The organism is Chitinophaga sp. (assembly GCF_035761305.1).
In the GTDB taxonomy this organism is placed as follows: Bacteria; Bacteroidota; Bacteroidia; order Chitinophagales; family Chitinophagaceae; genus Chitinophaga.
Map to the genome: position 1 here is coordinate 67,637 of NZ_DASTRI010000152.1, position 13,520 is coordinate 81,156.

Genomic DNA, 13,520 nt, shown 5'->3' on the forward strand with positions numbered 1-13,520 from the left:
CGCCATGCATTCTTTTCAGGAACTAACAGCACAGTTTATCCAGCAATTTGACCAGCAACATTTCCCCGACCAGCCAGCCACGCTGTACAAAGCCACCTACCACATCCTGAAAATAGGAGGCAAGCGCATACGCCCGGTGCTGGCCCTGATGGGCAATGAGCTGTTCGACACTATTCACCCCGATGCCTGGCAGGTAGGCAATGCCGTAGAGCTGTTCCACAACTTTACCCTTATTCACGACGATATAATGGATAAGGCGCCGCTGCGCCGGAATAACCCTACCGTACATACGCTGTACGGGGAGCCGGCCGCCATACTCGCCGGCGATGCCATGCTCATATACGTGTATGAATGCCTGAATAAGGTGCAAAGCCGCTATAAGCAAAAGATCATGTCGGTGTTTAACCGCGCCGCCATACAGGTGTGCGAAGGACAGCAGCTGGATATGGACATGGAAGCCATGGACCCTGCGCAGCTGCAGTACGATGATTACGTGAACATGATTGCCCTGAAAACTTCGGTGCTGCTGGCGGCTTCCCTGCAGATGGGCGCCATTATAGGCGGCGGCAGTGAGGGCAACCAGGGGTATTTATACGGTTTCGGTAGAAACATAGGCATTGCCTTTCAAATACAGGACGATTACCTGGATGCTTTTGGCGACCCGGAAAAGTTTGGCAAGCAACAGGGCGGCGATATACTGGCCAATAAAAAAACCTTTCTGCTGCTGAAGGCCCTGGAGCTGTGCAATCCCGCGCAGCGCACCCGTTTGCGCGAGCTGCTCAGCACCAACCCGGACGATAAGGTAGCGCAGGTGCTGCAGCTATTCCACGACTGCCAGGTAGATAGCTGGGCCGAAAAGGAAAAGGAGCGTTTCCAGCAAAAGGCATTTGACGACCTGGAAAGCATAGCTGTGATCTCCTCCCGTAAAAAGCCGCTGCTGGAGCTGGCCGATTTCCTGTTAAGCCGGCAGCACTAAGGGGAGCAGGCCCGGCAAAATCAATGCGCCTGCCGGCGTAAATCATTATATTCGCAGATCACCAAAATTGAACTTGCTTTGTCTAATTCGTTATTCCGCAGGAAATCGTTATCCACTATACTGAAAGATGCAAGGGAAGGGTTACTGGAGGCGCACGGGGCCGGATCGCTGCACCGGGTGCTGAAGGTGAAAGACCTTACCGCTATGGGCATTGCCGCTGTTATTGGCGCCGGCATATTCTCCACCATTGGCGAAGCCTCTTTCCACGGCGGCCCGGGCGTATCTGTGCTGTTTGTTATTACTGCGGTAACCTGCGGTTTTTCTGCCCTGTGCTATGCGGAGTTTGCGTCGCGCGTGCCGGTATCGGGCAGCGCTTACACGTATTCATATGTAACATTTGGTGAGCTGGCTGCCTGGGTAATCGGGTGGTCGCTGATACTGGAATATGCCATTGGAAATATAGCCGTTGCCATTTCATGGAGCGGCTATTTTAATAACCTCCTGGCCGGAATCGGGCTGCCGTTGCCCGGCTGGCTAACCAGCAACTATGATAATGCCACGCCCCAAGTGCTGGCGGCGGCGCCGCACATCGGCGGCCTTCCCATTATTCTGAACCTGCCGGCCTTCCTGGTGGTGGTGTTCATTACCTGGCTGGCCTATGTAGGCATCCAGGAGAGCAAGCGCAGCGCCAACTTTATGGTGGCCTTCAAAATACTTATCATCCTGTTTGTGATTGTGCTGGGTGCCTTTTATGTGAACACCGATAACTGGCATCCCTTTATGCCCAACGGCTTTTCCGGCGTGCTCAAAGGCGTGTCGGCCGTATTTTTTGCCTATATCGGGTTTGATGCGGTAAGTACTACGGCGGAGGAGTGTACCAATCCGCAGCGCGATCTGCCCAAGGGCATGTTTTACTCCCTGGTGATCTGTACGGTGCTGTACATCCTTATTTCGCTGGTGCTTACCGGCATGGTGCCTTTTACCCAGCTGAAGGTGGCCGATCCGCTGGCTTATGTGTTTGATGTGGTGAAGCTGCCCTGGATCAGCTATATTATTTCCGTGAGCGCCGTAATAGCTACCACCAGCGTGCTGCTGGTGTTCCAGATAGGGCAGCCCCGCATATGGATGAGCATGAGCCGCGATGGCCTGCTGCCACGGCGTTTCAGCAAGGTACACCCGCGCTTTAAAACGCCTTCCTTTGCCACCATTATTACCGGCATATTGGTAGGCGTACCGGCCTTGTTCCTGAACCTTACCATTGTAACTAACCTTACCAGCATAGGCACCCTGTTTGCCTTTATCCTGGTATGCGGCGGCGTGCTGCTGCTGCCCCGTGATGAGGGCGGCGATACCCAGCGTTTCCGCCTGCCTTACATTAACGGCCGGTGGATTGTACCGGCGCTGGTAGTGCTGTTTATTATCCTGTTTCACACGCAGCTGCAGGAAAAGTGGTCCTTTGCCGGCGGTTGGGACGTATGGAAGCATAATATTCCCTTTTTCCTGTTCAGCATTGTAGCCGTGCTGATCACGATCTTCTCCTTCACCCGCAGGCTATCGCTGATACCGGTGCTGGGCCTGTTAAGCTGCTTTTACCTGATGACCGAAATGGGCCTCAAAAACTGGGTTGTTTTTGCGATCTGGCTCATCATCGGGCTGGTGATCTACTTCACCTACAGCTACCGTAACAGCAAGCTGAATACAGAACCCGCTGCCGTTGGAGTAGAGGCATAGGTATATCTATACATGGATAGTATGACCATTCGGCGCCGTCACACGGCGCGCTCCGTACCAGGTACACATCTATGTTATCATCGTATAGGCGATAGGGTATTAGTTTTCCATAACAGGGCCATCCTTGTATATCCAGATCTATGGCCCTACATAGCCTTTACACATTACTGCACTGCTCTCTTACAACGCGAACACCTACACATATACACACCGCTCCCTGGCAGCTCCAAACGACGGACCTTGCCCGGTGTGCCACGCTTGATAAAGCTTCATAGTAAGATACAGCCGCTACGACCTTCTTTGCCCAATCCGTGTTCCGAACAGGCGGGCGCAATCCGGAGCTGGAGCTGCAGGAAAGGTACGTATCACCAGGAAGGTGTACGTTGCTTGAGCTTGAAACAGGCAGGCGCAGTCCGGAGCTGGAGCTGCAGGGAAGGTACGTATCACCAGGAAGGTGTACGTCGCTTGAGCTTGAAACAGGCGGGCGCAATCCGGAGCTGCAGGGAAGGTGCCGCTACGCCCCAGCCAAATCAGGCCTGATAATAATCCGGCCCTTTTTTTGTAACTTCAGTATAGCTCTTTGATCCTAAAACTGATTTGTTATGAAACTATTACAGCAAATTGAAATCTGGGGCGACCGGCACCATCCGAAATGGCTGGATATCGTACGTATCTGTTTAGGCATTTTCCTGTTCTTTATGGGCGTATTGTTCATACAGAACCGCGATGCATTGATCTCCACGATCAATGACAACCCCAAGCTGGCCGTAATATCCATCTGGTTAGGGCATTACGTGGTATTCGCCCACCTGGCAGGCGGCCTGCTCATTGCATTAGGTTTGTTAACCAGGGTATCGGTATTAGTGAACATACCGGTACTGTTAGGGGCCGTTTTCTTTGTCCATTCTCCAACAGAATTGTTCCTGGTGTACAGGATCCCCGGCCTTCCGATAGCCATACTGCTGCTGCTGATCTTTTTCATGGTGGAAGGCAGCGGCCCGTTGTCTGTGGATGACTATATGCGCCGCCATCCGGCCTGAATGAATGTAAAATATTAAATGTAAAATGTAGCATGTAAAAGTCCGGGCGGTATATCTTTTATAAACCGCCGACGGACTTTTACATTTTGCATTTGAAATTTTACATTTGTTATTTTTTCTCACGGGAATGCGCTCATGAAATATGAAATAGGCGATAAGATCATTTTACTCCATTCAAAGGAGGAAGGCACTGTAGTAGATATTGTGAACGGTGATATGGTAATGGTAGAAGTAGGTAACATTACTTTTCCCGTATATCTCGACCAGATTGACTTTCCCTATTTCTACCGCTTCACCGAAAAGAAGCAGGCCGTAACACCACCCCGCAAAATTGCCGGCGATGAGTTGCCTGTGGAAAAGAAAAAATACCAGGACATTAAAACAGAAAAGGGCATGTTCCTCTCCATACTGCCGGTGTACCAGCTGGATGGGTATGAAGAGCAGATACAGCTGCTGAAATTTCATTTACTGAATGAAACGCAACACAGCTATACCCTGCACTTCCGGGTATGGCTGAAACAGCAGCTGGACCTGGAAATAAAGAACGACCTGCAGCCTTTCAGCCACTTTTACCTGTCAGACCTGCTGTTTGAGTCGCTGAACGATAACCCCCGTTTTGAATTTACCTTTTACCTGCGCGATAAAAATCCCAGGCTGGCGCCCTCTTTTCATAAAGTGTGGAAAATAAAGCCCAAACAGCTGTTCCAGCAGCTGAACGACCTGCACCTGCGCAGGGATGCCATGCTCAGCTTTCCGCTGTTTGAAAAGTACCCTGAAAAGCAGGCCGAAACCCACTATGGTTTTGAGCCGGATGATATTGGCAGAATGTCGCCCTTATACAGCAATATCCAGCTGGCGCCGGATGCGCCCCTGGAGCCCCGGTATGAGGTGGACCTGCACATAGAAAAGATCACGAACGACTGGCGGGGCCTGAGCAACATTGCCATACTGGCCATACAGCTGAACGAGTTCCAGCGCTACCTGGATTTGGCCATCTCGCACCGGCAGCCTTCCATGATTGTGATACACGGCCTGGGGAAAGGCAAGCTGCGCGATGAAATACACCAGCTGCTGCGGCAAACGCCGGAGGTAGGCAACTTTGTGAACGAGTACCATCCGCGGTACGGTTACGGCGCAACGGAGATATTTTTTAAATATTAGTACCTTTAACAACAATAACGTAAACTACAAACCGTGCTATCGTCTTTCCCGTTAAACGGAAGGAAGGAAAGTCCGGACAGCATAGGGCAACGCACCACCTAACGGGTGGGGTTCTCCGCCAGGCGGAGAATACAGACAGTGCCACAGAAAATAACCGCCACGGCTTGCCGGGGTAAGGGTGAAAATGTGGGGTAAGGGCCCACGTTCCGGCATGGTAACATGCAGGAAGGGTAAACCTTGCGTGCTGAAATGCCATGTATACAGTCGTTTGAGGGCGGCCCGTCCAATGACTGAGGGTAGGCAGATACAGGTGGCGTGTGAGCGTCATCGCAGATAAATGATAGCAGTTCCGGTGCAAACCGGAATACAGAATCCGGCTTACAGGTTTGTAGTTTTATGTTATTGTTTGTACCAATGCCGCAGCAACCAAACTAAAACGCTTATACTTTATGGATCAAAATCAAGAAAGAACCTGGGGGGCGCTGGTACACCTGGGCGGCCTTATAGGCATGTTCATCCTTTCGTTTGTGGGCAATATCATTGGAGCGCTGGTTATGTGGCTCATCAAACGCAACGACTCCGCTTTTGTTGACGACCAGGGAAAGGAAGCCCTCAACTTCCAGATCACATTAAGCCTGATAAATGTAGCCATTGGCATCCTGTACAGCATACGCCATGGCATATGGGCTTTCCGCCACATCTGGCGCGATAATTATGATTTTGACGGGTGGGGCTGGCATGGCTTCGGCTTTTCCTTTATAACCCTGCATGGCATTGTAGCCCTGCTGAACATTATTTTTTCTATTATTGCCGCTGTAAGGGCCAACAGGGGCATCCGTTACCGGTACCCGGTTTCCCTGCGACTGGTCAAATAATAATTAATAATGAAGAATGAATAATGAGGGGATGGGAGTTGTATTGAAAAAGCGCTAAATGAAGTGATATGCTCACTGCATTTAGCGCTTTTTATTTTTTAGCACAGAAACCGCTTTTACACGTTTCCGCCCTTTATTATTAATTATTCATTCTTCATTATTAATTACCCTTTTTTCACCGGCTGCATTTTAGCCTTGCCTTTCTTTTTATCGCCGCCGGTAAGGGTATCAGCCATTTTCAGGGCGTTGTAGGCATTTACTATACCTCCTGTTGCAGACAGGCTGCTGAAAGGTACTTTTTCTTCTGTGCCTGGTTTGGTTACCATATCGTCTACCGGCTGTACGCTTTTTTCCAGCACCATTTTCAGCTGCTCGGCAGTAAGCTCAGGATAGTAGGAGAGTACCAGCGCCGCTACGCCGGTCACCACCGGGGCGGCCATACTGGTGCCGCTGGCGCTGCCGTATTTGTTGCCACCCGGCACAGTTGAGTAGATTTGTACACCTGGTGCAAACAGGTCTACTTCTCTTTTACCATAGTTGGAGAAGTTAGCCACTTTGGATGAGCGGCGGCCCGAGCCGGATGCGCCCACTGTAATCACATTGGTAGCGCGGGTATGGTCGTTAAAGTGCGGGCTGGGAAAGTTATCTACCACGTCATTATCGCTGGCGTCGTTGCCGGCGGCATGTATCAGCAGCACGCCTTTTGACTCGGCATACTTAATGGCGTCGTCCACCCAATCTTTATGCGGCGAAAGCCCTTTGCCGAAGCTCATATTAATGATCCGGGCGCCGTTGTCTACCGCATAGCGGATGCCCAGGGCCACGTCCTTATCACGTTCATCGCCGTCGGGCACTACTTTTACGGCCATAATGCGTACATTATCAGCCACACCGTCTATCCCCAGGCCGTTATCGCGGGCAGCGGCAATAATGCCGGATACGTGCGTGCCATGGAAGGCAAAATCGCCCATTACATCATTGTTGCCGTAGTATTTGTCGTTAATGTCTTCCGTATTATCGCCTACAATTTCCTTGCGGTTATCTATTTCTCCTTCGTCTGCTCTTTCTGCTTTCTTTTTCAGATCGTCAATGTATTCTTCAAACTCGGATTTAAAATCCTGGTAAGATACGTTCTGTTCGCCGGTGCTCTGCAGCAGGCGGATCATGAAGTTTTTGGCCAGCATTACGTCCTGGTCCGGTGTTTCAACGCTGTCCAGGCGTTCGCCGTTAAAGTCGTCTGTTTTCAGGAAGGTGGTCAGAATGTTGGCGCATTTCTGCATGTTCTCATGCAGTTTGGTCATGGTGCGGTAAGATGCTTTGTACTGGCTGGTAGGCTTTACCACTTTTTCCACCAGTTTTTTCCAGTAAGCATATTCCCGGGAGGTGGGGTCCAGGGTAGAGTCGGGGTTAGGGCCGTAAATGCGGCGGTAGCGCAGGTACTCGCGGGTGGCTTCGTCAGAGGCTTCCTTTACGCTGCGGCCGTCTTTGCCGCCCAGGAAGTTCCAGCCGTGAATATCATCCACATAGCCGTTGCCATCATCATCTTTATTGTTGCCCGGAATTTCTTTTGGGTTGGTCCAAAGAATAGAACGGAGATCTTCGTGGGTAGTGTCAATGCCCGAGTCAACTACAGCCACTACTATCGGTGTGCTCTTTTTCCCCTTTAACAGTTCCTGGTAGGCCCTCTCTGCGCTAATTCCCAGTACACTGTCCTTTTCATAGCTCAATAAGTGCCAGTTCCTGGGTACGGAAGTGCCCTGGGCAAATGTGCTTGCAGATGCTGTCATCAGCGCTACACTTCCCGCCAGTATGGCCACTGCTCTACGTAAAATCATTTATTTTTTAATTTAAGTCAGATGGAACCCCTTGCATTACAGACAGGTTCTCAATAAAAAACACTTGTAATATAATGTAGGTAAATAAACGTCTTATGATAAACAATTTAAATACCATAATTGGTTAAAGATATGTAAAATGGCATTACGACAAGACAACATTCTGACAAGCGTTAAAAAAAGATGATCGCCGACAAGAAAAATTGCAACCGGTTTTTTCTATTGCAAAAACGCTTGCTTTTTTGCCTGCATGTAGCATAGTGTTGGATTTATGCAATGCATAAAACAAGTGCTGATAAATAAATGTAAACCAGGTATTTATGTGCGGCATGAAATCCCTTTGGACCGCCTATGCAACCAGTGGTTCCAAAAAGCCCCGGGGCAGATGGCAACAAGAAAGGATTATAGCACAAAAGTAGAATATGAATTGTCGGAAAAAAGTATCATATTTATCGCTAGAAGAATATTTGAAAGCCATCTTCGGCTTCTCAGATGTTTTTCTCATAAGCATGGTTTCCGTTTAACGAAAAAGCGGGGTTCTCTAACCTCGCTTATTTTTTTGTAAGCTATACAAAATCATGCTGTTACAATAGCAGTAAGAAAGCCGGTCATCTCCCGGGCCTACCAGTTAATGCTCCTTATATTTAATATTTATTTTATGCAATTGCAAAGCTGTTGCAAGCAGGGACGTAAAAAAGGCCCTTCCGGGAGGCACATATTCCGGAAGGGCCAGTTGTAAAAAGCAGTGCGGGCAGGCCAGATTTTACTTACCTGCACAGGAACAGCACCGGGATAGGCTGTAGAAAAGCAATGCTGTTACAGGCCAAATTCAATGCCCTGCGCCAGCGGCAAACGGTTTGAGTAGTTGATGGTATTGGTTTGGCGGCGCATGTAGTTCTTCCAGGCATCGGAGCCGCTTTCCCGGCCGCCGCCTGTGTCTTTTTCCCCGCCAAAAGCGCCGCCTATTTCCGCGCCGGAGGTGCCGATGTTTACATTGGCGATGCCGCAGTCGGAACCTGCAACGGAAAGGAACTGTTCCGCCTCACGCAGGTTCAGCGTCATAATGGCGGATGAAAGCCCTTGTGGTACGCCATTCTGCATATCAATAGCTTCTGCCAGGGTTTTGTACTTCATTACATATAGTATAGGCGCAAACGTTTCATGCTGCACAATATCATAATGGTTTTGCACTTCTGCTATGCAGGGCTGCACATAGCAGCCGGACTCAAACCCTTTACCTTCCAGCACGCGGCCTTCTACCAGGAAACGGCCGCCCTGTTTGGCAATCTGCTCCAGCGCAAGCTGGTACATTGTAACGGCGTTCTTATCTATCAGCGGGCCTACATGGTTCACCTCATTTAACGGGTCGCCTATGCGCAGCTGCTTGTAGGCATTCACCAGCTTTTGGGTAAAGGTGTCGTACACGCTTTCGTGGATAATGAGGCGGCGGGTAGAGGTACAGCGCTGCCCGGCAGTGCCTACCGCTCCAAACACGCAGCCGATCAAAGCCATATCCAGGTCGGCAGATTCTGAAATAATAATGGCATTGTTACCGCCCAACTCCAGCAATGCCCGGCCCAGGCGTGCGCCTACTGCGCTGCCTACGGCTTTGCCCATGCGGGTAGATCCCGTGGCAGATACCAGCGGTATGCGGGTGTCGTGCGTAAGCCACTCGCCAGCTTCGCGGCCACCGGTTACCAGGCAGCAAACGCCCTCCGGTACCTGGTTGGCGGCAAATACACTTTGTACAATGTGCTGGCAGGCCATTGCGGTAACGGGTGTTTTTTCAGACGGTTTCCAGATGCATACGTCGCCGCAAACCCATGCCAGCATGGCATTCCAGCTCCACACGGCTACGGGGAAGTTAAAGGCCGAAATAATACCCACTATCCCCAGCGGATGCCACTGCTCATACATGCGGTGGCCCGGCCTTTCAGAATGCATGGAAAGGCCGTACAACTGGCGGGAGAGGCCCACGGCAAAGTCGCAGATGTCTATCATTTCCTGTACTTCGCCATAGCCTTCCTGGAGGCTTTTTCCCATTTCGTAAGATACCAGCTTGCCCAGGGCTGTTTTGTGCTTGCGCAGGGCGTCGCCAACCTGGCGCACTACGTCGCCACGTTTGGGCGCCGGCCAATCCCGCCATTCTTTAAAAGCCTGCTCAGCAGCGGCTACCACAGCATCAAATTCATCCTTGCCGGCGCTTTGCACCTGTGCAATCTCTTCCCCGTCAACCGGTGAAAAGGAGGTGAGCACCTCACCGGTGCCGGTAAGCCATTGTTTGCCGGTGCTTACACCGCTGTGCCGGGCTGGTATGTTAAATGTTTTGAGAATATCTGCTATCATGGGGTGCAATTTAAATTAATTTGGATTAACAGCAGGTAACGCAGGCGCAGCTGTGAACGCAGCCTTTTACGCTCATCCACCGCAGCTATTGCTTCCGCTTTGGCCTTCCGCTTTCCGCTTTGTGCTTTCAGCTTTATGCTTTATGCTTTCCGCTTTTAGGCTAACTCCCTGTTTGCGAGCGGTAGGTGCTTTCAAATATTTTATCGGCATTGCCGGCTTCAAAGCCGTCGCGGCGGTGTTCCCGCTTTATGGCGGCAGCCGGCAGGTGCGCGTACCGGGGCAGCACTTTTCTTTCTGCAAACTCCACATACGAGCCTGCTATGCGGCAGGTGGCATGATTGGCAAAGGTAGCGGTGATCATGTTGGCAACGGTAGCGCTTTGCAGCAGGGCGCCATCGGGACTTACCTTTATTTTACCGCCGGCATTGTTGAGTGTAAAGCCTTTGCCTTCCAGGAAGGCGTTGAACTCCCCGATAGTATTGTAGCCCGGCGGCAGGTTATGTACGCTAATAGTAAAGTGGTTCAGGTAATAGCGGTTGTATATCACCCAGGCGGCGTACTCGCTTTCTTCGGCCAGCCGGCTGTAATCTTCGAGTGTAGGCAGCCGCCATAAACCGCTGTGCAGGAAAGCGTCTACAGCAGCGGCATCATCCAGGTTCAGGGTATTTACCGGATCGGCTTTTACTTCGGCGGTATAGCTTAATATGATCTCCTGCGCGCGGGGGCTCAGGTCCTGCACCCGCAGCTCGCTGATAAAGATGCGCGGGTACTGCGGGGCCGGCGGCGCATACCAGAAGGCGTCCAGCTTTTTTTCGGAAAAGCGGTAGGCGTCTTTTTTCGTATAGCCGTAACGCAGGAATATTTTTTCCAGCGATTGTATGCCCAGCTGCGGCACGCCCATGGTACGGAAAGCAATGTGATCATTTTCTATGGCTTCCGGGTTTGCAATAATGCCTTCCTGCAGCATGGCCTGTATAATGGCCTTTACATCCGGCACCCGCTCCATGTAGCGCTGCATAAGGCCGTGGAGTACTTGTTGTAGCATAAGTGTTTTGGTGTATTATTAACTATTCATTCTTAATTATTAATTAGTACTGCTCCTTCTCATTGGGGAAATCGTGGCTTTTTACGTCGGCTATATACTGCTGCGTGGCATTCAGTATCTCTTCGTACAAGTTCAGGTAGCGGCGTAAAAAGCGGGGCTTAAACTCTTTGTTAATGCCCAGCATATCATGCATTACCAGCACCTGCCCGTCTACATAACGGCCGGCGCCAATGCCAATAATGGGTATATGCACTGTTTCAGCTACCTTTTTGGCCAGCATGGCGGGTATTTTTTCCAGCACAATGGCAAAGCAGCCAGCGTTCTGCAGCAGCACGGCGTCCTGCAGCAGCTTTTGGGCCTCTGCTTCTTCCGTAGCACGCACCGCATAGGTGCCGAATTTGTAAATAGACTGCGGCGTAAGGCCCAGGTGGCCCATTACCGGTACCCCGGACGATATAATGCGTTTTACCGACTCAATGATCTCTTCCCCGCCTTCTATCTTAATACCGTGCGCGCCGGTTTCCTTCATAATACGGATGGCGGAGCTGAGGGCTTCCTTTGAGTTGCCCTGGTAAGAGCCAAAGGGAAGGTCTACCACCACAAAGCTGCGTTTAATAGCCCTTACCACGGAGGAGGCGTGGTAAATCATCTGGTCCAGGGTAATGGGCAGGGTGGTTTCATGGCCGGCCATTACGTTGGAGGCAGAGTCGCCTACCAGTATTACATCCATGCCTGCATCATCGAAAATGCGGGCCATAGAATAATCGTAAGCTGTAAGCATGGATATTTTCTCCCCGTCTGCCTTCATTTTTTGCAGTATATGGGTGGTTACGCGTTTTACTTCTTTGTGTACAGACATTTGATAATAAGCTGTTAATAATCAATAACGGGAGTTGCACCCGCATTCAGGTGCACAAATTTGGGGAATATATTGATCACTACGGCAAATTTTTTATGGGAGGTTGCTGCTGATCTCAGCATATAGCGCCTGTATGAGACCGTCGGCCAGGCCGATCTTGGGCACGTAAATTTCATTGGCGTCGGCCCAGCGCATAACATTCACGTATATCTGCAGCGCCGGCACAATTACATCGGCCCGGTCTTCCCGCAGGTTGTACAGGTGAATACGCTCTTCCACCGAAAAGCTGCTGAACTCTTTGTAGTAGTCTTTGAGGGTTTCCAGCGACAGCGGTTTGCCCTCTTTACGTTTTGACAGGGAAAATATTTTATTGATGTTACCGCCGGAGCCGATGGCGGTTATGGGGCCGTAGCCTTTTACCTGCTGCTTAATGGTATCTTTCAGCAGCTGCCAGTGGGCTTCTGTTACCTGGTTCTGCAGCAGGCGTATGGTGCCTATGTTTACCGAGGTTTTAAATACCAGCTTGCTGTTGCTGAAAAAGGTGAGCTCTGTACTGCCGCCGCCTACATCAATATACAGGTAAGAGCTGGTGGCAGCCATGTGTTCTGCTACATGGTTCTCATAAATAAAAGAGGCTTCTTCCTCACCGGTAATAATCCGTATGTCTATACCGGTTTGCTGTTTTACCTGCTTCATCAGCTCACCGCCGTTGCTGGCGTCGCGCATGGCCGAAGTGGCGCAGGCCTTCAGGTATTTAACGCCGTACACCTCCAGCAGCAGCTTGTAGGCTTTTACCGTATTAAGCAGGTCTGTACACTTTTGCTCCGAAATGACGCCGGTGCTGAAAACGTCGAAGCCTAAACGCAACGGCACCCGTACCAGGTTTACCTTGGTGAAATCCATTTCGCCGTTGCTTTTGGGCGATGCTTCTGATATAAGTAACCGTGCAGCGTTGGAACCAATGTCTATAGCAGCAAGTTTCATGGTTGCAAGATAGAAAATAAAATGTGCAGATGTGCGAATGTGCAGATGAATTGATAGGGCTGCATTAACATTTGTACATCTGCACATTTGCACATTAACCCGGGTACTGCTTATCGTGCAGGTATTTATAGATCTCTATCTGGGAACGTATCTTTTTACCGGAGTTATCACGGCGGTATTCATTTTTCTGCTCATTATCCAGTATCCGGGTTTTTATATTGCCGCTGAGCTGAATGTTCATAATATCTTTCAGCTCCTGCTTTATCACGGGGTCCAGGATGGGGGCCGCAGCTTCTACACGGTGGTCGAGGTTGCGCAGCATCCAGTCGCACGAGGCGATGAACACCCTTTCCTGCCCGCCGTTATGGAAAATAAACACGCGGGCATGCTCCAGGTATTCATCTACAATGCTCACGGCATACATATTCTTTTTCCACTTCTTATTTTCGGTATAGGCGCAGCAAATGCCCCGTATCACCATCTTAATGTCCACACCTTCCTTTGCGGCTTCATACAGCTTGGCTATCATTTCCGGGTCCGACAGGGAGTTCATTTTAATGATCATGGCGGCGTGCTTTTTATGCCGCGCATTCCTGATCTCGCGGTCTATCATCCGCAGAAAGAACGGGCGCATGTTATACGGGCTTACCGGCAGGGTGGTGCAGGTT

At 50.5% G+C, this 13,520-nt stretch carries 11 protein-coding genes and 1 other RNA gene; 6 read left to right on the forward strand and 6 right to left on the reverse strand.

Annotation, left to right across the window (positions count from 1 at the left end; genetic code table 11):
• The first annotated feature begins 4 nt into the window (after window positions 1-4).
• From VFS25_RS13325 to VFS25_RS13350, 6 genes are all read left to right on the forward strand, one after another.
• On the forward strand, window positions 5-976 hold the full coding sequence (locus VFS25_RS13325) for a polyprenyl synthetase family protein (protein ID WP_326462646.1): 972 nt from the start codon (window positions 5-7) through the stop codon (window positions 974-976).
• Window positions 977-1,054: 78 nt separating this feature from the next.
• Window positions 1,055-2,707: an amino acid permease gene (locus VFS25_RS13330; protein WP_326462647.1), complete on the forward strand. Its 1,653-nt coding sequence runs from the start codon at window positions 1,055-1,057 to the stop codon at window positions 2,705-2,707.
• 602 nt (window positions 2,708-3,309) lie between these two features.
• Window positions 3,310-3,747 (forward strand): DoxX family membrane protein, encoded by a 438-nt coding sequence (locus VFS25_RS13335; protein WP_326462648.1) that lies wholly within the window; start codon window positions 3,310-3,312, stop codon window positions 3,745-3,747.
• A gap of 135 nt (window positions 3,748-3,882) precedes the next feature.
• A complete protein-coding gene (locus VFS25_RS13340) occupies window positions 3,883-4,908 on the forward strand; it encodes a Smr/MutS family protein (RefSeq protein ID WP_326462649.1) in 1,026 nt (341 codons plus the stop codon).
• A 23-nt stretch (window positions 4,909-4,931) separates the two neighbouring features.
• Window positions 4,932-5,305, forward strand: an RNA gene (rnpB, locus tag VFS25_RS13345) — RNase P RNA component class A.
• A 52-nt stretch (window positions 5,306-5,357) separates the two neighbouring features.
• A complete protein-coding gene (locus tag VFS25_RS13350; protein WP_326462650.1) occupies window positions 5,358-5,783 on the forward strand; it encodes a DUF4870 domain-containing protein in 426 nt (141 codons plus the stop codon).
• Between the two features lie 164 nt (window positions 5,784-5,947).
• Here VFS25_RS13350 and VFS25_RS13355 read toward each other — a convergent pair whose 3' ends face one another.
• From VFS25_RS13355 to VFS25_RS13380, 6 genes are all read right to left on the reverse strand, one after another.
• Window positions 5,948-7,618: a S8 family peptidase gene (locus tag VFS25_RS13355; RefSeq protein ID WP_326462651.1), complete on the reverse strand. Its 1,671-nt coding sequence runs from the start codon at window positions 7,616-7,618 to the stop codon at window positions 5,948-5,950.
• An 816-nt stretch (window positions 7,619-8,434) separates the two neighbouring features.
• Window positions 8,435-9,964 carry an aldehyde dehydrogenase family protein gene (locus tag VFS25_RS13360; protein ID WP_326462652.1) on the reverse strand — a complete coding sequence of 510 codons (1,530 nt, stop codon included), beginning with the start codon at window positions 9,962-9,964 and terminating at the stop codon, window positions 8,435-8,437.
• Between the two features lie 160 nt (window positions 9,965-10,124).
• Window positions 10,125-11,009 carry a DUF1338 domain-containing protein gene (locus VFS25_RS13365; RefSeq protein ID WP_326462653.1) on the reverse strand — a complete coding sequence of 295 codons (885 nt, stop codon included), beginning with the start codon at window positions 11,007-11,009 and terminating at the stop codon, window positions 10,125-10,127.
• Window positions 11,010-11,052: 43 nt separating this feature from the next.
• Complete coding sequence (panB, locus tag VFS25_RS13370) at window positions 11,053-11,868, reverse strand: 3-methyl-2-oxobutanoate hydroxymethyltransferase (protein ID WP_326462654.1); 816 nt, start codon at window positions 11,866-11,868, stop codon at window positions 11,053-11,055.
• Between the two features lie 93 nt (window positions 11,869-11,961).
• Entirely contained in the window at window positions 11,962-12,852 is an 891-nt protein-coding gene (locus VFS25_RS13375; protein ID WP_326462655.1) for an exopolyphosphatase, read from the reverse strand.
• 94 nt (window positions 12,853-12,946) lie between these two features.
• On the reverse strand, window positions 12,947-13,520 hold a 574-nt coding region (locus VFS25_RS13380; RefSeq protein WP_326462656.1), incomplete at its 5' end, for a phospholipase D-like domain-containing protein.